The 22,054-nt window shown below is 39.9% G+C and carries 24 protein-coding genes and 1 pseudogene; 6 read left to right on the plus strand and 19 right to left on the minus strand.

Annotated features, from left to right (window positions below; genetic code table 11):
* Positions 1-13: 13 nt before the first annotated feature.
* From LYNGBM3L_RS23385 to LYNGBM3L_RS23425, 10 genes are all read right to left on the minus strand, one after another.
* Positions 14-3,607: a contractile injection system tape measure protein gene (locus tag LYNGBM3L_RS23385; RefSeq protein ID WP_009149579.1), complete on the minus strand. Its 3,594-nt coding sequence runs from the start codon at positions 3,605-3,607 to the stop codon at positions 14-16.
* The gene (locus tag LYNGBM3L_RS23390; RefSeq protein WP_009149583.1) at positions 3,601-5,784 is read right to left on the minus strand and encodes a baseplate wedge protein; all 2,184 of its coding nucleotides are present in this window, start codon (positions 5,782-5,784) and stop codon (positions 3,601-3,603) included. The genes LYNGBM3L_RS23385 and LYNGBM3L_RS23390 overlap by 7 nt, the downstream gene beginning before the upstream one ends.
* Positions 5,785-5,801: 17 nt before the next feature.
* Positions 5,802-6,137 carry a DUF5615 family PIN-like protein gene (locus LYNGBM3L_RS23395; RefSeq protein WP_009149585.1) on the minus strand — a complete coding sequence of 112 codons (336 nt, stop codon included), beginning with the start codon at positions 6,135-6,137 and terminating at the stop codon, positions 5,802-5,804.
* A 3-nt stretch (positions 6,138-6,140) separates the two neighbouring features.
* A complete protein-coding gene (locus LYNGBM3L_RS23400) occupies positions 6,141-6,482 on the minus strand; it encodes a DUF433 domain-containing protein (protein WP_009149587.1) in 342 nt (113 codons plus the stop codon).
* Positions 6,483-6,680: 198 nt separating this feature from the next.
* A complete protein-coding gene (locus tag LYNGBM3L_RS23405) occupies positions 6,681-6,878 on the minus strand; it encodes a hypothetical protein (protein WP_044494489.1) in 198 nt (65 codons plus the stop codon).
* A 124-nt stretch (positions 6,879-7,002) separates the two neighbouring features.
* Entirely contained in the window at positions 7,003-7,245 is a 243-nt protein-coding gene (locus tag LYNGBM3L_RS46045) for a hypothetical protein (RefSeq protein WP_009149589.1), read from the minus strand.
* Between the two features lie 244 nt (positions 7,246-7,489).
* Positions 7,490-7,786: a hypothetical protein gene (locus LYNGBM3L_RS23415; RefSeq protein WP_009149590.1), complete on the minus strand. Its 297-nt coding sequence runs from the start codon at positions 7,784-7,786 to the stop codon at positions 7,490-7,492.
* Entirely contained in the window at positions 7,773-8,078 is a 306-nt protein-coding gene (locus LYNGBM3L_RS23420; protein ID WP_009149592.1) for a BrnT family toxin, read from the minus strand. The genes LYNGBM3L_RS23415 and LYNGBM3L_RS23420 overlap by 14 nt, the downstream gene beginning before the upstream one ends.
* A gap of 4 nt (positions 8,079-8,082) precedes the next feature.
* A complete protein-coding gene (locus LYNGBM3L_RS48910) occupies positions 8,083-8,214 on the minus strand; it encodes a hypothetical protein (RefSeq protein WP_009149594.1) in 132 nt (43 codons plus the stop codon).
* Between the two features lie 148 nt (positions 8,215-8,362).
* The gene (locus LYNGBM3L_RS23425) at positions 8,363-8,971 is read right to left on the minus strand and encodes a Uma2 family endonuclease (RefSeq protein WP_009149596.1); all 609 of its coding nucleotides are present in this window, start codon (positions 8,969-8,971) and stop codon (positions 8,363-8,365) included.
* Between the two features lie 262 nt (positions 8,972-9,233).
* Here LYNGBM3L_RS23425 and LYNGBM3L_RS44150 point away from each other — a divergent pair, with 262 nt between their 5' ends.
* Positions 9,234-9,410 carry a hypothetical protein gene (locus LYNGBM3L_RS44150; protein WP_154659889.1) on the plus strand — a complete coding sequence of 59 codons (177 nt, stop codon included), beginning with the start codon at positions 9,234-9,236 and terminating at the stop codon, positions 9,408-9,410.
* A 62-nt stretch (positions 9,411-9,472) separates the two neighbouring features.
* Here LYNGBM3L_RS44150 and LYNGBM3L_RS23430 read toward each other — a convergent pair.
* The 9 genes and pseudogenes from LYNGBM3L_RS23430 to LYNGBM3L_RS46055 all read right to left on the minus strand — a co-directional run bounded on the left by LYNGBM3L_RS23430 (position 9,473) and on the right by LYNGBM3L_RS46055 (position 19,695).
* Positions 9,473-10,150: pseudogene (locus tag LYNGBM3L_RS23430) on the minus strand (Uma2 family endonuclease).
* Between the two features lie 143 nt (positions 10,151-10,293).
* Entirely contained in the window at positions 10,294-10,752 is a 459-nt protein-coding gene (locus LYNGBM3L_RS35490) for a type II toxin-antitoxin system VapC family toxin (protein ID WP_009149601.1), read from the minus strand.
* Positions 10,739-10,978, minus strand: a complete 240-nt coding sequence (locus LYNGBM3L_RS23440; protein WP_009149603.1) for a hypothetical protein — start codon at positions 10,976-10,978, stop codon at positions 10,739-10,741. Before LYNGBM3L_RS23440 ends, LYNGBM3L_RS35490 begins: the two co-directional genes overlap by 14 nt.
* 233 nt (positions 10,979-11,211) lie before the next feature.
* On the minus strand, positions 11,212-11,763 hold the full coding sequence (locus tag LYNGBM3L_RS23445; protein WP_009149605.1) for a Uma2 family endonuclease: 552 nt from the start codon (positions 11,761-11,763) through the stop codon (positions 11,212-11,214).
* Between the two features lie 190 nt (positions 11,764-11,953).
* Positions 11,954-14,845 carry a hypothetical protein gene (locus LYNGBM3L_RS46050; RefSeq protein WP_009149607.1) on the minus strand — a complete coding sequence of 964 codons (2,892 nt, stop codon included), beginning with the start codon at positions 14,843-14,845 and terminating at the stop codon, positions 11,954-11,956.
* A 15-nt stretch (positions 14,846-14,860) separates the two neighbouring features.
* Positions 14,861-18,040 (minus strand): baseplate J/gp47 family protein, encoded by a 3,180-nt coding sequence (locus tag LYNGBM3L_RS23455; RefSeq protein ID WP_009149609.1) that lies wholly within the window; start codon positions 18,038-18,040, stop codon positions 14,861-14,863.
* Complete coding sequence (locus LYNGBM3L_RS23460; RefSeq protein ID WP_009149612.1) at positions 18,019-19,023, minus strand: baseplate J/gp47 family protein; 1,005 nt, start codon at positions 19,021-19,023, stop codon at positions 18,019-18,021. The genes LYNGBM3L_RS23455 and LYNGBM3L_RS23460 overlap by 22 nt, the downstream gene beginning before the upstream one ends.
* 179 nt (positions 19,024-19,202) lie before the next feature.
* Positions 19,203-19,355: a hypothetical protein gene (locus LYNGBM3L_RS44155; RefSeq protein WP_154659890.1), complete on the minus strand. Its 153-nt coding sequence runs from the start codon at positions 19,353-19,355 to the stop codon at positions 19,203-19,205.
* A 184-nt stretch (positions 19,356-19,539) separates the two neighbouring features.
* Positions 19,540-19,695, minus strand: a complete 156-nt coding sequence (locus tag LYNGBM3L_RS46055) for a DUF6887 family protein (RefSeq protein WP_165691870.1) — start codon at positions 19,693-19,695, stop codon at positions 19,540-19,542.
* 334 nt (positions 19,696-20,029) lie between these two features.
* On the opposite strand from LYNGBM3L_RS46055, the gene LYNGBM3L_RS23465 reads away from it, so the two are divergent.
* From LYNGBM3L_RS23465 to LYNGBM3L_RS48915, 5 genes are all read left to right on the plus strand, one after another.
* Complete coding sequence (locus tag LYNGBM3L_RS23465; RefSeq protein ID WP_009149615.1) at positions 20,030-20,365, plus strand: XisI protein; 336 nt, start codon at positions 20,030-20,032, stop codon at positions 20,363-20,365.
* 227 nt (positions 20,366-20,592) lie between these two features.
* Positions 20,593-20,910: a DUF433 domain-containing protein gene (locus tag LYNGBM3L_RS23470; RefSeq protein ID WP_009149617.1), complete on the plus strand. Its 318-nt coding sequence runs from the start codon at positions 20,593-20,595 to the stop codon at positions 20,908-20,910.
* A complete protein-coding gene (locus LYNGBM3L_RS23475) occupies positions 20,903-21,238 on the plus strand; it encodes a DUF5615 family PIN-like protein (protein ID WP_009149619.1) in 336 nt (111 codons plus the stop codon). Before LYNGBM3L_RS23470 ends, LYNGBM3L_RS23475 begins: the two co-directional genes overlap by 8 nt.
* A 333-nt stretch (positions 21,239-21,571) precedes the next feature.
* Positions 21,572-21,802, plus strand: coding sequence for a hypothetical protein (locus tag LYNGBM3L_RS23480; protein WP_009149621.1), 231 nt, complete (start codon positions 21,572-21,574; stop codon positions 21,800-21,802).
* Between the two features lie 29 nt (positions 21,803-21,831).
* Positions 21,832-21,954, plus strand: coding sequence for a hypothetical protein (locus LYNGBM3L_RS48915; RefSeq protein WP_267872082.1), 123 nt, complete (start codon positions 21,832-21,834; stop codon positions 21,952-21,954).
* The last annotated feature ends 100 nt before the right edge of the window (positions 21,955-22,054 follow it).

A 22,054-nucleotide genomic window follows, 5' to 3' on the forward strand; every position in this document is an offset into this window, starting at 1 on the left:
TATTCCCTACAGTTTACCACTCTACGTATAAAATATTATCCATCCACGGCAGCTTAACAACTCGTATGCTCCAAGGAATTCTATCTAGTAAAATATCGTAAGTTTCACGTTCAACCTGTAGCAGCCAACTACCATCACGAATTCTCACAATACCGTTTCTCTGCAAAAAAGCTCTTCTAAATCCTTCTATTGATGTATTTTTCAAAATAGACCAATTTTGAATCACAGCAGATAGCAAGTTTTCACATTCTGCTCGTTCTTGTGCGGTGATTTCTAAATTGGTGTCTATAGGTTCTAATAAATCTATACCGCATAGTATTTTATTAAGAGGTAAACTGTGTTCTGGTATTTCTGTTGAGTGATCAACTAAATACTGGAGTAAAAGGGCTGCTCGTTCAGCAGATATGGTATTAATAAAAATCTTATCTTGTACCAATCCTATTTTGACAAAGAAGCGAGTCAGAAATGGCCAGATCAAAATTAATCCTGCATTGTAAATGTAGATTTCATCAGAGTCACTAAAAGTATTGACAACATCTGGAAATCTGGTTTGCTCGGACTTGAGTTCTTGTTGGATGTTGAGTTTAAGAGTTTGACAACTTTTCTGTAGTTGTTTGAAGCGTGTAATCAGGTCTGATGACCTTTGGACTTGGGCAGAATTATTGATTTCATTTAGTAATACTTCTATTTCAGTCTTAAGTTGATTAATTTGCTGTTTATGTTGGGGTAATATCTGGCTATTTAAATCAAGGTGTTGCAATTCCCTTAATAGGTGTTCCAGTTGTTCCCTTTCTTTAATAAACTCTGTATATTGCCTAGGGATTTGGATTCTATCTAAGATTTCTGGAAGTTGACTTTTAAATCCTTTTCCTGCTCTGACTAGATGCTCTATCTTGGCAACAAGATTAGTTAAAAATTCAGGATAGTTAATGTTATTACTGGTGCCAATATGTAATAAATTGTCTTGGACTAACTTGAGCTTATCTACTTGAGTCTTACTCTCTGAGGAGATACTGAAAAGTATTCCTTGCCATCTCTCCAATCTCAATTTGGCTTCCGGAATATTTATGGTCTGCTCTAGCTGTTCCAAGACCGGTTTTATGTCTGTATTATAGTCGGCAATAAATTGGACTAAATTCCCAGTAAACAATCTGGCTATTTTTAGGAGTGTTGAATCCGAAAATTGGTAAATCAGGCGCTGCAATTGCTTGGGATTTTTTAAGCTTTGCTTAACAATAGACTTGACCTGATTTGGGGAATTGGTGATCAGGCGATCGCAATAGTCTTCTAGTTCTTGTTTGCTGAAGTTTTCCGGGAGTATACCTGTTTGGATAAAGTCGCTAAAAATGTCTAGTTGTGAAGCTCTTTCTTCAGCTCTAATCAACTGTGCATCTTGGTTAGGGATTTGGATTATATCTAAGATTTCTGGAAGTTGACTTTTAAATCCTTTTCCTGCTCTGACTAGATGCTCTATCTTGGCAACAAGACTAGTTAAAAAATCAGGATAGTTAATCCGATTACTGGTGGCAATATGTAATAAATTGTCTTGGACTAATTTGAGTTTATCTACTTTAGTCTTACTCTCTGAGGAGATGCTGAAAAATATTCCTTGCCATCTCTCCAATCTCAATTTGGCTTCCGGAATATTTATGGTCTGCTCTAGCTGTTCCAAGACCGGTTTTATGTCTGTATTATAGTCGGCAATAAATTGGACTGAATCCTCAGTAAACAATCCGACTATTTTGAGGAGTGTCGAATCCGAAAATTGGTAAATCAGGCGCTGCAATTGCTTGGAATTTTTTAAGCTTTGCTTAACAATAGACTTGACCTGATTTGGGGAATTGGTGATCAGGCGATCGCAATAGTCTTCTAGCTCTTGTTTGCTTAATTTTTCCGGGAGTATACTTGTTTGGATAAAGTCCCTAAAAATCTCTAGTTGTGAAGCTCTTTCTTCAGCTATAATCAACTGTGTATCTTGGCTAGGGATTTGGATTCTATCTAAGATTTCTGGAAGTCTGCTTTTAAATCCTTTTCCTTGTCTGACTAGATGCTCTATCTTGGCAACAATATTCCTTACAAACTCAGGATAGTTAATCCGATTACTGCTGGCAATATGTAATAAATTGTCTTGGACTAACTTCAGCTTATCTACTTGAGTATTACTCTCTGAGGAGATACTGAAAAGTATTCCTTGCCATCTCTCCAATCTCAATTTGGCTGCCGGAATATTTCTGGTCTGCTCTAGCTGTTCCAAGACCGGTTTTATGTCTGTATTATAGTCGGCAATAAACTGGACTGAATCCCCAGTAAACAATCCGGCTATTTTGAGGAGTGTTGAATCCGAAAATTGGTAAATCAGGCGCTGCAAATGCTTGGAATTTTTGAAGCTTTGCTTAACAATAGACTTGACCTGATTTGGGGAATTGGTGATCAAGTGATCGCAATATTGTTCTAGTTCTTGTTTGCTGAAGTTTTCGGGGAGTATACCTGTTTGGATAAAGTCGCTAAAAATGTCTAGTTGTGAAGCTCTTTCTTCAGCTCTAATCAACTGTGCATCTTGGTTAGGGATTTGGATTATATCTAAGATTTCTGGAAGTTGACTTTTAAATCCTTTTCCTGCTCTGACTAGATGCTCTATCTTGGCAACAAGACTAGTTAAAAAATCAGGATAGTTAATCCGATTACTGGTGGCAATATGTAATAAATTGTCTTGGACTAATTTGAGTTTATCTACTTTAGTCTTACTCTCTGAGGAGATGCTGAAAAATATTCCTTGCCATCTCTCCAATCTCAATTTGGCTTCCGGAATATTTATGGTCTGCTCTAGCTGTGCCAAGACAGCTTTTATATCTGTATTATAATCGGCAATAAACTGGACTAAATTACCAGTAAACAATCCGGCTATTTTGAGGAGTATTAAATCAGAAAATTGGTAAATCAGGCGCTGCAATTGCTTGGGATTTTTGAAGCTTTGCTTAACAATAGACTTGACCTGATTTGGGGAATTGGTGATCAGGCGATCGCAATAGTCTTCTAGCTCTTGTTTGCTTAAGTTTTCTGTCCACCAGGGTAGCATACCTGTTTGGATAAAGTAGCTTAAAATCTCTAGTTGTAAAGCGCTTTTACTAGCTATCTCTGATCTGCCAATTTGATCAGATAGTCTTTGATAGCGAGTTGCACTTACAGAGGTAACTTTATTTTGTCCTATATTTTCCCCCGTCTCTCCCTCTGTGCTACCAAGCAGTGGTGAAGACTTATCCAACTCAGTCTTAGGTTGTGGCTGTGTTGACAAACTATAATTTGAGTGGCTAATTTGTTCTGCTAATTGCTGTTGAATTTGTTCTAGTATTTTGTCAATCAATTCCTGTTCTAGATTATTGATATCGATATTTCCTAGGTCTATTTCTAGGGTATTAATTCGATGTATTGTATCTAAATCGCTGAACTGACTCAACAAATTATCAATGAGGGGGAGGACTTTATGGCGATATATTCTACTTACCTCATTTTGCAGTTCAAAAGCACCTTGTTGTGAACTTAAATTAAGTTCTATAATCTGTTTTTTTATAATATGTCGTTGTTGCTTCACTTCCAAAGGCTTTAACAAATCACTTCAAAATCTGTGCCGATAGTCATATATCCTAAAACCTTAAATGGTAGTATTTCAAGTCTACCATTTACCAAAAATTCTATCAGGTTATTAGTTGATTTTTTATCCATTTTTGTATTTAGCCAGAGCTGGTAGGCATTTTCAAAATTTATCATATTAGGTTTGTCTAACCAGTAGCAATAAGGGGTTATATGGGCGGGTATTTCGGCACTGATAATGTTATAAATTAGCTGTTTAAAGTTTTCTTCTTGAAAGCGAGGTAGCCAATTGGGGAATACAAAACTGATTTGGAAAGAGTAAGGATCTATTGTGTTTGAATCTGTGTTTGAATCTGTGTTTGATTTAAATTCTAAAAAATTCTCGTCTGAGTCGGGGTCGTTACTGCTGCGAGGACGAAGTAAAATATGTTCGACTATATGGAATCCTTCGGTTTCATCCAATTCATTGCAGAGAGCCAAAGTTTTTCGATGGTAAGGAATTCCTAGTAAACTACAAATTCTTTGTTTTAGTCCCGATACGTTTTCTGTATCCCAAACCTGACTGGAATCAGTGTAATTAAAGGCTTTACCCCTCCCAGCGCTAATTTGGGGATAATTTTGTAAGAAACTAATTTTATCATCAATCAGTTCTTCTTCCAGGATTGAATCATATAAAAGTAAGGAATAATCTGTGAACTTTTCACAAAACTGTGCCATTAAATGATCCAGAAAACGGTTTCTTCTTGCTAAATCAGTTTCATTCCATTTATCTGTTGGTGAATTGGACTCTGGATTTAGGACTTCTGCCGCACCTGGGAGGTTAGAAAGATCCTGGGAAAAGTAGGTTGTCTTGTTCTTAGTTTGAAAAGAGAATAAATCTTTAGCATGGTCTAATTGAGCAAAATAGTCAGCTAAAAGTTTATCAAAAAACATTAAATAAGCTTGCAGTTGTTTGGCTTGAGCCTTGCGTTTGGGAGATGCGGAAGCTGGTAAACCTATTTCTCCAATACCGTAAGTAGCAGGAAAATCGTTTTGGATTGATTCATAGTCAGATAATTCCCGGTATTGTCCCACTGGGATGGGGATATCTTTTGTTTGTTTTATTGATGGTGTTTTGGTGTTTTGCTGTTGTAAGGATTCCAGATGACTTTTAGCTTTAGCCAGGTTCAGATTGCACGAAATTTGTCCTTTATAAAAGGTAATGTTACTTGTCAAGCCATCTATATCTTTGAGTTGGGGTGTTAGATTAGGCTCTAATGCTAACGCCCATTCTTCTGATTCTGATGACTTGTCGCTTGAAATAGTAATGCTTCTAACAGTTTTTATCCCTGGAATATCTAAAATAATCCGAATTAGGTCAGAGGTGTGCAGTTGGTCTTTCTTGATAAAACTATCAAGTTGTTCGTTGTCAATGAAGCCATGTTCCAGGGGAACACCATCAAAGATTGCTTCAGGAGTTTTGCCTTGATCCAGTAGTTCTTTGACAGTGAAAAATTCTAGGTGAGGAGAAATAAAGTTATCTAAGCCCAAATATATCTGTGCCATTAATTCATTCACATCAAATCCTTCTTCAATCTCGATATCGGCTTTGATGGTGATTTCTTCAATGGGTAAGATTTCGACTGAAGCAAAATCTTCACACAGATTCCGATGCTGATTAAGTTTAGATTTTACTTTTTCTATGAGACTCGCTTCGTCAGAGACATTTTTGTCTTTTTCGATTAGTACCCGATAAAGTCCATTTAAGTTTACTTGCTGAGTGCGTTTAGAAGCTTCAAAAGTTAAGGTATGAAGAAGCGAATCGTAATAAATTGGTGGTTCTGAATTCTTAATTGGTTTAACCCATGCATTTTTCACACCATCAATGTCGATTAGAAGTTTGCGATAATCATTAATAGTGAGGGGATTAACGGTGAGGATTTCTCTGGCGGTGAAAAACTGCTTGTTGTTTATTTCTACATCTCCAGGAGCAGGTGCAAGCAAGTCTTTCATCTCGAAGTCAAGGCGGTAGCTCAAGTCCGTGATGGCATAGCAGAGTTGTTCTAGGATAGTAATACCAGGATCGTGGGTATTGTAGTCTGTCCACAGTTTCCCCCCTAGGCGTTCGATGTGCTTGATACCTTCTTGTCGCAATAAGGCGAAATTCATGCCAGGATGTTCTGGGGGGGCGTTGGAGATGGTAAGGTTTTCAGTCATGTTAAGTTATTTGTAATTTATTGCTGTGGACGGTTTACTCGAATTAATTTATTGGTCAAGGATTCTTCTTTAGAAATTGCTTGATTGATACGTTGAGCTAGACTTTTTATATCTCGATCGTCCGTACATACGATAATGCCATTATGGTTTGGTTGTTCAAGATGAAGTCTAATGAAATGACGACGATTTTGAGTTAAAATTGCTCTGTTGTTGTTTACGGCAAAAGCTAAAACTTCTGCATCAGAATCCCCAGCTTTTTCGGCTTCTTGAACGGTTAACACATTATGACCGAAATCTCGGAGAACTTGCACAACTGGTAAGGGAAATTGTTCGTCGGCATAAAGACGTGCCATAGATTATATTGTAGACTCCATTGCTTTTTTTTCCTCTCGAATAGCTGTTTCAATTTCTTCTGGATATGCCTTAGCATAAGCCCAAGCATTAACTAAATCAACAGCACGAAGTTGAGGATAAAATGCCAGTAATTCAGCATCAGTTGAACCCTGATCGCGTAAACTGACTAACAGCCACACAGGAATACGAGTATGTTCAATACAAGCATCCCCACCACATACCCCAGGGGTTTTGGTAATTCTCGAAGAACTATTGTTAATAACTTTGGTTAGTATTTCCATTGCTTCAGCTTGTTCAGTAGGGGTTAAGGCTAAGAGTTGAGTTTTTAATTCTTTAAGAGTCATGGTAATTACCTCATTATTTTTGCTAAGGAGGTTCGGTTTAAATTTGTAGATGGTGCGTTACGCTACCGCTAACCCACCCTACAAGATCGGTGTACGCACTTTGGTAAGGAGGTTCCGTTTAAATTTGTAGATGGTGCGTTACGCTACCGCTAACGCACCCTACAAGATCTACAATATCGGCGTACGCACTATGCTTTCCTATCGGATAGAGCGTGAGCCTTCTTGGGACATTAAAGGTAAATCCGGTCGTCTAAGGGGTTTGGAAATAATTTTTCTGTTGCTTGCCGTTTGTCGCTTCCGTAAGTCATCACAGATGGCTTTCAAATCGTAATTGAAACTTCTAGCGTGTTCCTCTCGAATTCTGTAGATCTCTTCTAGAATTTCATCTCTCCACATTTTTATTCTCCCATTAATTCATAAGGTGTACAAATAGTGGGCAACTCCTATTATACTGGTTTCAATGTAGACGGTTTCGCTCACAGAAATCTCTAAAATCTCTTCATCCCTGATCCTAAAGCATTTAATCCTTGTTCTGAAGGTGTGTTGCTAAAGCCTCGGTTTCTAATCCTTGCAAATTGTCTGGTTCAGATGCAGCACCATTATGTTTAGTTAACTCTTCTTCTAATACCTGAATTGCTCCTTGGATCCGGAGTAAGGTTTCACGGACATTGGCTTGTTTGGCTTCTAAATCGGCGAGTACTTTTTGTCCTGATTCAAATTCGGCTTTGAGTTGGGTTAGGCGTTGTTCGAGTTGTTCTTTCATGTTCCTTGTTGAATATGATGGGTTACAATAGTAATAATAGGTTGTTTAACTCGGCGGTAATTGGGAATAAAATCTTGATTTTATTAGGGGGCGTGTTTGGGTTTGGGTTGGGATACAAAACCTGGGATTAGTATATTATAGCGTTGATCGCACCGTTGCTTTGGTAAGGAGGTTCGGTTGAAATTTGTAGATGGTGCGTTACGCTACCGCTAACGCACCCTACAAGAGCGGCGATCGCTCTTACTTAACGGCTTGTTTCAGTGCGAATTTCTTGTAGGATATCCGATATTTCTGCTTCTGAGTCAATATGCTTGGCTAAAACCTGTGCTGTTGCTTCTAGTACGCGGTTAGAAAATGATTTGGCTAAATCCTCTCTTAGCCCTTGTCCAATATACAGTTTTAGTAATGCCTCACAAGACATATCTCGACTAGCAGCTACTTTTTTGAGGGATGCTAAGGTATCCGTTGGAATATCCAGGGATACTTTTTCTTGAGGACGGGGGTGCAGTTTAATGGTAAATTCTTCTTCAGGCTTGTTCATAGAGTTTCCTTTCATTTCGAGTAGCTTGACGAGCGGAAATTATCCGGTTTCGCCTTCCTCTTTCCACATAGACAACTAACAAAAGGCGTTGTTCTAAAGAATAGCCCAGAATAAACTCACGTTGCTCACCATTGGCTATATTATTGGGAGTTGCTTCTCCCTCTTGGTAAAAGGGATCAAAAAAAGCTTCTGTCGCTTCCTCAAAGCTAATACCATGTTTTTCCAGGTTACTCTGGGCTTTATTGCTATCCCACTCAAATTCAACGCCTTGTCGTTGATAGACAATATTCATGGGTTCATTCTACTTGGATGCGGAGTAAGGTTTCACGGACATTTGCTTGTTTGGCTTCTAAATCGGCGAGGACTTTTTGTCCTGATTCAAATTCGGCTTTGAGTTGGGTTAGGCGTTGTTCGAGTTGTTCTTTCATGTTTCTTGTTGAATATGATGGGTTACATTAGTAAGAAAAGGTTGTTTAACTCGGCGGTAATTGGGAATAAAATCAAGATTTTATTAGGGTGCGTGTTTGGGTTTGGGTTCGGATACAAAACCTGATCTTAGTACGCACTAGTTAATCCTCACCTTTGAGCCTGAAAAATCTGTTCGGCAGTTAACTTGAGTTCTGGGAATGTAGGTGACTCAATCACCTCGCTTCCCCTCAACTGCTGTACTTGGTATTCCCCATCCACAAGCTGATAGAGAGAGAGAGTCGGTTGTTTGGGATGACCAATAAAGCGCACTCCACCCACACCTAGATAATCCACAATCCAATATTCACGAATGCCCATCGCTTCGTAGTCAATGAGCTTGTAGCCATAATCGTCGCGCCAATTGGTGCTGACAACCTCGATAATTAGAGGGATGGATTCTCCATGAATCACCGTTGATTTTTTCTGCCATAAAGGCTCAGATGCCAGATGGGAACGATCAATGAGTAGCAAGTCTGGATTATAGCCAGTCTCCTTGTCCTTTGGTTTGACCAATGCTTTTTGAGGAATGCGATAGGGTAGCTGCATTTTTGTGTATTCCAGGGTCAATTCTTGGGTAAGAAATCCTGTAATATCTTCATGCTTTCCTGTGGGTTGCATCTCTACGATCTTTCCATCATGTAATTCGTAGCGCCTAGTCTCTGGCAGCCATTCAAGAAATTCATCAAAGGTTAGTAGTTTTGGTGATAATTGAATCATGGTGGATGGTAATAAAATAATGTTACTAATAGGGATGGTGTTACCGACTTGTTTCAGTGCGAATTTCTGGTAGGATATCCGATATTTCTGCTTCTGAGTCAATTTGGGTTGGGATACAAAACCTGAACTTAGTATATTATAAGGTCAGCTATCAGCTATCAGCTATCAGCTAATGCGCTACGCGCACGCTACGCGAACAGCTTATGGGCTATGGGCACGCTACGGGAACAGCTTTTGAATAAGCGATGCAGAGGTGCGACCCGTGGCGAATTTAATTCGCCTACGGAAAACGCACCATTACGGTCTTGGGGAGGCAGCGCGGTCTTGGGGGTTTCCCCCACTCGCTATTGCCGTGGTTTCCCCCACTCGCTATTGCATCAAGACAACAGGTAAACATTCGTTTAATCTCTGTTACGGAAAGCTCACGGCTGACCGCTGACCGCTGACCGCTGAATGCTTACATTATAAGCCCTAACGCACCCTACAAGAGCGGCGTTTGCACTACAAAGCCAGAGCGAAAATCTGCTGTGCAGATAAGTTGAACTGGGGAAAGGTCGGGGAAACAATGGTCGTTTTTTCCGTAAATGGATTCATCTGATATTCTCCATCTACCAAAGTACAAACAAACAGTGTGGGTTGCTTAGGGTTACCGATAAACTTTCTCGCCCCCAATGCTGCGTAATCGACAATCCAATATTCTTCAATACCCATCTCCTCATAATCTCTTAGGTGCGCTTGACCTTGGCGAATTTAATTCGCCACGGGTCGCACCTGAAGTTTATTGTAGTAATCGTCACGCCAATTAGTTGAAACAACCTCGACGATTAATTTGACCGAATCAGGATTTTGGATAATCGATTCGCTTTCCCATCGCGGTTCTGCCCCAAGAACTTCTTGGTTCAAAACGATGATGTCCGGCTCATAACCTGATTGTTGGCGTTTGGGTTTGACAATCGATTCTCTAGGAATAGTCCAAATGCCGCCTTTGCCCATCTGCCTGATAATTATTAATAGTTGCTCGATCAGGGCACCGGTTAGATTTGAATGTTTTCCCTTTGGCTTGGGCATTTCGATAATTACTCCATCATGGAGTTCGTACCGGACTTGGGAGTTTTCGGGATACCAGCTTATAAATTCATCAAAGCTGTATAGTTTGGGTTCGGCTTGGGCTTGAATCATAGGTCTTTTTTAGATTATTTGGCAACGGGTGACAGGGAACATAAAAATGATGTTGCCGGAGCTTCTGTGTTGTCTTATCTATCTGTTTTGGCAAGTTCTTATTCTAATACCTGAATTGCTCCTTGGATGGGGAGTATTATTAGTTAATAACTTGGCACAATCACCTCAATTTCAGGATGCCAATTAAAATCATCTTCATTAAACGTATAAATACTGGTTACTCCATGGGATATCATAATTGCCAGGTGCATTAAATCAAATACTCTAGCACCCTTTACAGGGTGTGTTTTGAGCAATTCAAACCATTGCTTAAAGATATTATCTGACATGGAGAGAAGTTCTATATTGGGCATTTGCAGAAATCTTTCAATCCGCATTATTGTCTCTTGAGTAGTCAGAGGATTGGCTACAGATTTGGAACTGGTAACAACAGCATAAAACTCGGCAATCACCTGAGAAGACAGACAGATAACTTCTATTTGACTAGGTCTTAAAATTTCTAAAGCTGCCCGATGTTTTTGCCTATTATCCTTACTTAAATCAATTGAATATACCAGAATTTTAGTGTCTAAATACCGTTTTATTTTATTATTCGATGCCATAGACATTACTTCTAGTAAGTGGTTCTTTTACACCAAGGTCAGCAACCAACCAATCAAACTCTTGATGAAGTTGCTTCAAGTCTTCTTTCTCTTTGTCTTCTTTTTCACTTATATCTTGTGAAAAAATATTCTGTTGAGAAACCGCCTTAAAAGCAGCAATAATTTCTTCAAGCATAGCAATCTGTTTCGGACTTAGATCTGTCACATCTATGACTTTATTTTTCATTACAATCTTCCTCGTTTACTATTAGGTGTTTTGATTATAGCATGAGCGTACGCACTTCTAGGGATAAGTTGTTTAATGCGATCGCACTTTAAGGTGTTGGTGGGCATTGCATAGGATAATATTCAACCTATTTCCTTATTTGTCGGCAATGCCCACCCTACAAGCTGTTCCCTGTTCTCTGTTCCCTACAATCCATAAATTGTATACCTCATAGCTATGATAATTGCTATATCTCAGATAGTTTTTGATATTAACTTTTCCACTGACACTTCAACATGGGGAAAGGCAACAAGGGAGAGACTTCCTTGGCTATAGGTTTGTTTGATTTGATAACTATCCCCTGATGGTTGCTGAAACACGATCAGTTGTTGAGCTTTCAAATCTACAACCCAATATTCTAAAATGCCAGCATGAGCATAGGCGATTCGCTTCTGTTCCAAGTCTTTTACCAAGGTAGTGTCAGATATTTCTATCAATAAGTAAATTTCCTCGGCAGAAGGGTGACGATGGTCATACAAGGAAACTGGCAATTTAACAACAGCAATATCTGGTTCGGGTTCAGAATCAGGAAGGGTAACTGGATGTGCTTCGTAGATTTTGGCGCAACCTCGGAGCTTTTCCCGTAAATAGTCTGCCATAGAATCGTTGATTTTCCGATGCAATGGTCCCTCTGGTGACATTTCAATAATTTTTCCCTCTAGTAATTCCACATGACGCTCACTGAGGATACCTGCTGCAATCATGTGATGATAGTCTTCAATTGACCATTTAGCTAAGGTAATCATTTTTATACACTAATTAAAGATGGCTCTTTTGGAATTTGTAGATGGTGCGTTACGCTACCGCTAACGCACCCTACAAGATCGGCGATCGCACTTTCTAGACATTGTATGCATTTATGTCTTTATTTTAATCCTCGGAGAGTGACACAAGAGGGATTAGAGCGGGTTTGGTTGTCAAATGACTAATGATTTCCTAAACACCTATTATTGGTAAGTAAAATGCCATGACCACAAGTGTTCTTCCGCCACCGAAGCCATCTAGGCATGATGGGTTGCTATTCCACCTTGCCACATTGTCGCCAACTTTCTTCCACTGGAGCTTAACGGTATGCTCACCTGTCTCAAGCGGCAAGACGAGATTGCCATTCAAATTCACATTAGGATGATTAGGGCTATGGGCTTGAAAGTGCGAACCAGATTGGGGACAGCCATTACCGTCCACGACTAGCCTTGTTGCAATGAGATTACGACCTTTACAATTCCCATTTGGTTGGACATTAATGGAATAGGTACAAAAAATTATTGCTTTTCTATCTAGCTTGAAAGGAACTGATGTATCGGAAACATCTTCCCACCCCGCGCATGTGATAGAAACATCAGTATTTGGTTGGGCTGCCCATATTCCAGCCAAAACCCCGCCACCTTTAATTTGTCCTGACACATCCAGCTTTGCCTCTGGACTATCCGTACCAATCCCCACATTGCCCTTTCCAGGCATTAAGGCAATATGATCGTCACAATGATTAGATGTTCCAATCTCCAGTGTCCTTGCCTCTGGTTCGCATCCTCGACGGTAATATCTGATCCAGGCAGCATCACCACAACTTAGTTGTATCGCTCCAGTTACAGTTAGGTTTTTTACTGAAAGCTCCTGACTCTGAGAACCAGAAAAACGTGTTTTTGTGTCTACATAGGTTTTAATTGCTTTCTCCGTTGGTATTACACAATCGCTATTACCTTCGAGAGTACCATCACAAGAAAATTCATTCACCGCTACTCCCTGTAGTAGCTTGAGATTGCCGTTCACTTCTAGTTTTGCCCCTGGATTTGTCCTCCCAATCCCCACATTACCATCTTTGGTGAGGTTGAATACATCACACGCTTCTGCTGTAGAAAAGCTCAATCGCCCACCAGGTTTATTGGCAATTTCTACCCGATTATTCAATCCTTCGTTGGTGGAAAGTTCTAAGACGGCTAGGTTAGTGCAAGATTGAAATAAGCCTACTGCATCTGATCCTAGGACATGAAACTTGTGAGTTGGATTGCTCGTCCCAATCCCCACATTGCCTTTTCCAGGCATTAAAACAATATGATCGTGACAATGATTAGATGTTCCAATCTCCAGTGTCCTTGCTTCTGGTTCACCTCCTCTACGGTAATATCTGATCCAGGCAGCATCACCACAACTTAGTTGGATCGCTCCATTTACAGTTAGGTTTTTTGCTGAAAAATTCTGACTCACAGAACCATGGAGAAGCGCTTTAGTATCGGCATAGGTTTTAATTGCTTTCTCCGTTGGTATTGCACAATCGCTATTATCTTCGAGAGTACAATCACAAGAAAATTCATTCACCGCTACTCCCTGTTGTAGCTTGAGATTGCCCTTCACTTCTAGTTTTGCCCCTGGATCTATCGTCCCAATCCCCACATGGCAATCTTTGATAACCATCTGTGCTATTCCGTCAGTACCAGGGTTCAGTTCATTGTTATCATGAGTACCACCTTTGTACCAAGCAAAATTATTGTCAGTGCGGAAATATTGAGTGCCATCCTGTATCCCTATCCCGTAATTATTATTACACATGTTAATTATCTGTCTTGTGGGTGTATCAAAGCTAAGACTTCCTGAGACAGATAATTCATTTGTGGTTGTACAGCCATCTACCCGTAGGTTTTTATCCCCTGGATCGGAATCACCACCAACGTGCAAACCGCCATTTATAGAGAGTTTAGCCCTTGGATTTGTCGTCCCAATCCCCACATTGCCCTTTCGAGGCATTAAGGCAATATGATCGTCACAATCATTAGATGTTCCAATCTCCAGTGTCGTATTTTCTCCTGAATTTCCACAACGGTAATACCTGATCCAGGCAGCATCTTTACTACCATAACCCGGTTCTTTAGTAAAGAAAATACCCTTGTTTTCTCTATTACCCGCACTTGGTTTTATTACTCCATTTACAGTTAGGTTGTTTGCTGAAAAATCCTCACTCGGAGAACCATTGAGAAGTGCTTTAGTATCGGCATAGGTTTTAATTGCTTTCTCCGTTGGTATTGCACAATCGCTATTATCTTCGAGAGTACCATCACAAGAAAATGCATTCACCGCTACTCCGTACTCTAGCTTTAAATTTCCGTTAACTTCTAGTTTGGCATCTGGACAGGTCGTCCCAATCCCCACATTGCCTGATTCACTTACAATGGTTAAATGTTGTTCTTTTGAAACGCATTCGCTATAGCTTTCTATATATAATTTTTTTTCTGAACTGCCAATGTACTTAAGGTCAAAACCCCCGTTTGCTGCGGTCGATTCTCGCAATTGAATGGTTGCATTATTTTGACCCCAAATCTTCAGGACAGGTTCATCTCCTTTAATTTCCAGCTTTGCATCTGGACTATCCGTCCCAATCCCCACATTGCCATTTTTATTAATCAGAAAAATCGTATTCTTTAACTCATCATCAATCCGTAAAGCATCTTCATGACACGTCTGGCGAATATGGAGTTTCGCCTTCGGCGGATCATCGATACTCAGTCCCACATTCCCGTTACTGCTGTCAATAAAAAGCTTACTATCTCCAGAAGAATTAGAGATATTTAAAGCTGGCTTATTTCCTAATTTTTGATTAATACTCCAAGTGTTCGTGTCACCCGCATAAAAATCCAACAGTTTCTCATCCGTACCTTGGGCGGTAATCTTGATGGGGGCGGTAATCTTGAGGGGAGTATCTGCCCCAGCCGGGTTTTCTATGCCATCATCTTTTATATTGAGGGTGGAATCAATAAAGTCGGCAAAATCCTGTTGAGAAGGCTTTTTACCTGTCTTGAATAATTCTTTTAGTTGACTTCTCTTCTTTTGAGCCATGCTCTTTAACTCCTTTTAACTAACTTCAAAATCATTAACAATACTCATATAATCAATCCCCTCAAAATCCTCTTCATCATAAGAATTTTCTGTGCCCATCAGGCAGATAATATGTTGAGGGGCAGAAACCAAAATTGAATCCGGGTGTTGCACTTGGGCGAGATTATACGGATTCACCGGATAATCGGTATCTGACTTACCTTGAGAACCAGCTTTGATGGGGACTTGCTCAATTAATTTGAGATAGCCAACATCATCTACATAATGTCTTTTCTCAATAAAATGGATCACTGAGGAATTATGGATTGAACTACCAAAGGTAATATCTGCTTGTTCTTCATAAGCCCACGGGGACAAAAAGCATTTAATATCTTCATTGAGTTGATTCAGATAGTCCCCCTGGTCATATCCAGCGAGAAAACGGATACCCACTTTGTATTGAATGGGTTTGTAGCGGGGATTTTTCACCACGATTTGCACAAATGGTGAGGTATAGTTTTGCAGGTATGCCTGGATTTCCTTTAGTAAGTAGGAAGGTGCTTTGGGTTCCAGGGGAAAGAAAGGCGCAGTATTAGAGATGTCGGGAATTACCACCACTGTCACCTTGGCATCACCAGGATTGTGGTTGCCAGCAGCAGAGGTGATACATTTCACCTTATAGATTTGGGGGAAATGTTCCAGTACCAGGCGTTCGTAATCCCAGGCGGTTATAGCCCTCTGTTTATGGCGCAGTCTTTCACTCACCCGCATGGTGAAGGCGCGATTGTCTTCTTTTGGTTTACCTCCAAAGGAACTATAGGGCTGTTGTACTGTGTTGATGGCGGGTTCTCGTGTGACAAATCCTTGAATAGAATTAGCTGCGAGGGGTTTACTTAAATGGTCGGCTGCATTCCCCTGATTCACAAAGGTCGCCCTGACTGCTTGGGTTTTGATGTCGAGAGTATCAGGAATTGCAGCAGCATTTTCGGTGACGGTAGCTCGTAGCCAATGTAAACCACTGGGTAACAAGTTATGCTGACTGGTGGCTCCCTCAGGGATACTCAAGCGGATAATCCCCGAATCGACTAACCCGTTGGTACTATCGGAAAGCATCTCTGTGTCTTTAAATTCTCGCCAAGCATTACCACTCAAGTAACTCCAGTGAATCTGTGGTGGAGTTAGTTCCCCATTACCACTGCCCGGTATCATTTGGAAGAGGATGGAAATGTTTTGGGGTGGTTGCAGATTGCGGATACCGATGTATAAAGTGCCTTCTTCTTGATAGTTCGGTAGGAGATAATATTGGTTGTCTTGATTGAGAGTTTGGATATCGGCATAGCCAAAGGGATTAAGTTGGAATATTTTACTAGGTTCCTGCTCGCTTTGGGAGGCTTGCAAGTCAATCTCTACTGAGGCGGTATAGTCGAGGGAGATGGCTTTCACTTCCGGGGTGTAAGGGAGATAAACTGGCAGGGATTTGATTTTTGTTGATGTATCATTTCCTTCGTTATCTTTAACAAAGTCTGTATCCGTTGACAAAGCCACCTTAGTTGATACTACTGGATGTAAATCATGGGCAAAATCTGGGCTTTCTAATTCCAGTTGAAAATACCTGTTTTGTTCAAAAGGATCGTCTGTATCGGTTTCATAGGAATAAGTATCCAAAGAATAGCCTGGAATTTGATAATTGAGGTGAATTGGATTACTTAAAGTATTGTCTTCTTGGGTAAAGATGGATTTGGGACCTTCAATATCCACCCAGCTTCTGTTATTGAGAAGTTTCAAACTGGCTTGAAAGCTGTTATTAGTAATTGCCTCCGGAATTATCTTGGTGCTATTGTATGCCTGATAATGGGTAGCAAAGTCTTGAGGAAGTCCCATCCATTCCATCTTGATGGCAATACTATCTAACTTTTTGGTGCTAATTTCTCGATTGGCGAAGTAAAAACCCGAACCTACTTTAGGATTATTGCCAAAGGGTTTAAAAGGAGTTTTGGGATTTAGTACTAAGTTATCGTTCCGCAGTTGGACATCTTGAATATTTTCTACTTTAACTTGTATATTGACTTTTTCTAAGGATACTGATTTGAATTGATCGTAATAGATAAGTGTTTCCTGGGTATTTTCTGATGGTGATATTTCTTTCAACAGAATTTTTACAATCGGATAGGAAGTTGCGATGAAAAAAGTTGACTCATCTGGTTTTGGTGGCAAGATAGCTGGTAGGGTAGAATCGAGTTTTAACTGAAACTGTAAACTGTTAAGGTAAATAGCAGAAGAACGATAGAGGTTAATCTTGTCAGTACTAACAGCATCTTGAGGGAAATTACCGATACCAATTTGCTGTATATTAGCTTCATTATTATTAACTAATCCTGTAATCTGGAATATCTTACCGTCATTCCAAACCAGAAGTTGCTTCACGTTGCTAGCAGAAAAGGTATGTTCAGAGCCTTCAATAAAATAAACACTTGTAAAGTTATCGTTGTCCGAAGCAGTGGAACTCAGAGATAGTTCTGTACTGCTATAAGATACTAGTGGATCTTCTACAATAAAAACGCCAATTTCATATTCAAAGGATTCCGGTTGTATCCATTGCGCTTCACTACTCAAGTAAATTTCAAAAGGGCCATTTTCACTACTTAGTATTGCCTGGAACTTATCCCGATTCAAAGTCCTTTCTTCACCGGTGAAGGTAAGGGTAATATTACATGTTCCTTCTTGTAACAACAAGACGGGAGAAGTAACGGCAAAACCGATGGAATTTTGTGAGGTTTGAGTAATGTTGCCAAAAGTATTAAAACGTTGTGCTTTAGTTGCTTGTACCTCTTCGGCGTCAACTAGTGAACTTCCATGGATATTTTTAATTTCGGTTTTTCCAATAGGAGGGTAAGTAAAGTTTCTTTTCTTGGTTTGGGCTTTCTCAACGAGGCGATAGACTTCTTCCCAATCAGGATTTTCTGTAGTAGCTTGGATTTCCATAATCTTCCGGAAATCTGCCACACTCAGATAAAGTTCTTTTTTGACATATCTAATAACTAGCTCTTGGTCAAGATGAGCAAATATCTCTTGGAGAGTTGTATAACCATTAGGCATTTTCGGCAAAGGATCGCCAGGATTAGGTGACCCAAGAGCCAATTCCATCATGCTCTTGAAAGCCAATTGTTCTCGCTCTTCTTGTTCTCGCTTTTCTTTTAAGGCATTACGCCTCCCCATGGTAATTTTTTTCTGTAAGCTTTTTCTAGTATTTTATAAACTTCGTTCCATTCTAATTCTGTAGGTTCTTCTTTATCTGCTTGGGCCTTATTTATTTGCCTATCATGGATATCAAAGCAATACTTAAAATCTTCCGTATTGAGGAAAAATAATTGTTCTGTAATATAAGAGGTTATGTTATCATCTGTTGGTTGATTATCTTGAATCGCTTGATAAATATTGTCTTTGAGATAATCAATATCAACAGTTTCTTCACCAAAATCAGGAAGTTGGTCTCCTTGGTTGGGTCTGCCAACTGCCCAGCGCAGCATATTTTCAAAACTTTGATCGCTCTTATTATCTTGATTATGAATTTCTTCTAAACCAATAGAATTTTTTTCTATAAATAACGTTTTGATGCTGGCTACTTGAGCTTGATTAACAACTATATCTTCATCGGTGGCATAGTTAATATTAACCCCTTGACTATCTTGTCCAGCACTGAGCAAAGTACCCTTGTTAATAAGATGGGCTTCTTCTCCTTGCCCCAGCTCAAAAATTACATTAACTTTGTCTGGAACTTCCTCTTTTGTCCTTAACTGCAGTACCTCTTTATAATAAAAATCGAGATATCTTTGGGTCAGTGCCTTGAACTGTTGCTGAGGATAGCGTAATAATTGTAAAAACGTGAACAACAAAACTAGATGAGGTTGAGCTAATTGCCTTTGTGTCGATGGATCGTCGGCAAAACTTTCCGGGTTCTTAATGTAAGCAAGCATTTGCTCAACATCTCCCCCAAAGAAACTCGACCAATCCCCATTTATCCGATTGGACTCATCGTAATAGTTTAGTTTTGTGGCATACTCTTGTACGAAGGTGAGTAAATCAGAAACATCGCGCTCATCTACGGAAACATAATCTGGTTCGAGTTCCCTTAGCAAGCGTCCGCGCTGACTAACGCCATCACGAAAAATATGATGTATAATTTTCTTGTTTGTATTCATAACTAAATTCTATATCATTGATCAGGAGGGCGGATGTAAACTTTATTAACAAGCCAATCTCAAATAAAGTAATAAATATTCATATGAACCAAAATAAAATTTGGTGTAAGCATTTAGTTATCAGCCGTCAGCTAATGCGCTACGCGCACGCTACGCGAACAGTTATCAGCGATCAGCTATCAGCCATTGGCCGTAGGCCACGCTACTTGAGGTGCTATCAGCTTTTGAATAAAAGCTGACGGCTGACGGCTGTTCGCGTTCGCGAAGCGTCGGCTTTGCCGAAAGCGTGGCCAACGGCCTTTAGCTGTTCGCGCAGCGTGCGCGTAGCGCATATGCTTACTTTAAAAAGCTATTTGCCCACCCGACAAGAATAGGTAGGGTGGGCAAAATTCAAGCGGTTGTCGGTTTGATGAGAAATCATGGCTAATTTGCCCACCCTACAATAATGGTCGCCGTTTTTCCGATAACTAGTGTTTTAATTCAGTTACCGTTTTGTATTTGTTTGGTGATATTTTCTTACCAATTATTATCTTCTAAATCTACAGTAATCATTCGTCCATCTGCTTTTGAACGGTCAATATAAGCATAAAAAGCGGTGGTATCTTCTCGATGGGTCAAGACATATTGTCTTAGTTCTTCTAAGCTGAGAGTATCATAGTTGATAGAGTTCATGGTTCATATCCTCCTGTTGGTTTAATTTCAAAATATAGTTCTCCTGCTAAATAAGCATTCAGCCGTCAGCGGTGAGCTAAAAGCTCACGCTACTTGAGGTGCCGTCAGCTTTCCATAACTCAGTGGGGTAGGGTGGGCAAATAATGATAGTTTGACAATTTGATTACGAATCATGTCCATTTGCCCACCCTACAAGAGCTGATCCGAAATTCCCTGCTCCCTGCTCCCTGCTCCCTGCTCCCTGCTCCCTGCTCCCTAAAACTCAAGAATTTGTACCTCACCCAAATAAGAATTGCTATATTGTCTTTGACCCCAATCGGGAGGTTATTATCCGATGGATAGATTAACTAATTACCGCAAACTAATTCGAGAAATTATCACAAATCATACAAAAGTGCCCTATAAGCATGGAGATATTAAGTTTGAGACGGTCTTTGATCCGGAATCCGATCGCTACCTGCTGATGATTTTAGGCCGTCAGAATAAGCACTATGAGCATGGTTGTTTAATCCATGTTGATATTATCGATGGAAAAATCTGGATTCAACGAGATGGCACAGAAGTTGGAGTGGCTAACGAATTCGTTGAAGCTGGTGTCCCAAAAGAGCAAATTGTTTTGGGTTTTAAGTCACCTGAACGCAGGAAAGATACGGAATTTGCTGTTGCGTAGGGCGTACCCTATTAGTGGTAGGTTGGGCAAATTCTGAGAGTTTGACAATTTGATAAAGAATCATGTCCATTTGCCCACCTATTAGTGGTAGGGTGGGCAAATTCTGAGAGTTTGACAATTTGATTAGGAATTATGTCCATTTGCCCACCCTACAAAAGCGATCGCACTTTGTACAACACCTAATTGAAAACTGCTATAATTGAATTAAAAGGATATCTAATCAAAAAATGAGTAGGACACAAGTAAGTACAGAACATATTAGTATTAATCCCGAAATTCGCTTCGGTAAACCTTGCATTACGGGAACAAGGATAGCTGTTATTGATATTGTCAATTGCTATCTAAACCTGTCAGAATCTCTTGAAGATATTGCTAAAGATTATAATTTATCTCTAGCTTCGGTTCATGCGGCAATGGCCTATTATTACGATCATCGAGAAGAACTGGAAATTCGTAGGGCAGAAGGTGAAGCATTTGCTCAGGATTTTGCTAAAAATAACCCTTCTTTATTACAGGAAAAACTTAGGAATTTAAAGGGTGAGTAAAAGGATTCGTTATCATTTGGATGAGCATATTAAATCGGTAATTGCCCGGGAATTACGCCATCGTGGAATTGATGTAACAACTACAGTTGAGGTACAGTTGAGAACTAAAAGTGATGAGTCTCAATTAGCTTTTGCAAGTCGAGAAGGGAGAGTATTAGTAACTCATGATGATGATTTTCTTAAACTAGCAGTTATAAATCCAAATCATTCAGGCATTGCTTATTGTCATCAAACTAAGCGTTCTCTTGGTCAAATTATTGAAACTTTGGTGTTAATGTATGAGGTTTATACTCCTGAAGATATGATTGATCGTGTTGAATTTTTATAAAATCCGTACCCAATTATAAACGTAGGTTGGGTTGAGGCACGTTTCCGTAAGCATTCAGCTATCAGACTATGGGCTACGCTCATTAGCTGATAGCTGATAGCTGATATAGCAATCCGTGTAGGAATTGTAAAAATTCTTGTTCCCTGTTCCCTGTTCCCTGTTCCCTGTTCCCTTTGCTATAGCTGATAGCTGATAGCTGATAACTGATCGCTGATCGCTTACGATCGCATTTCTTTACATTCTCCCTCAAAAAAAAAATTATAAAAACCCTTGACAAATTAAATTATAATCATTACGATTATATATGTAAACAAAAAGCAAAAGGTTACCCTTATGCCATCAGAATTTCCAACTAATAATCCAGACAACAATCCAGAGGATTCTTCCAACAAAAAAATCCGTGTTCAGCACATTTTAAAGGGCGACCGCAAGGCAGTAACTAATACCATGCATGCCCTGTATGCAATGGGCTACGCCCAAATATCCGAGTGGAGTCCTCTGCAGCGGACGGATGTTCCCGGAGAATTCATAACAATTATGACCAAGTACTTCAGGCTCCGTTAAAACGTTAAAGCGATGCAGAGGTGCGACCCGTGGCGAATTTAATTCGCCTACGGAAAACGCACCATTACGGTCTTGGGGGTTTCCCCCATGAGCGACTGCATCAAGACATTGCTGGGGGGTTTTCCCCCTGGCCAAACCATCCGGTCCAATAACATAGGAGCACGTCTGGATAGGTTATAAAACTGAATGACATAAGGTAACATTCCTAGCCGTGGATAGTATTTCTGCGGCTTATTTTTTTAAGGTTGGGAT

This window comes from Moorena producens 3L, from assembly GCF_000211815.1.
Lineage (GTDB): Bacteria > Cyanobacteriota > Cyanobacteriia > Cyanobacteriales > Coleofasciculaceae > Moorena > Moorena producens.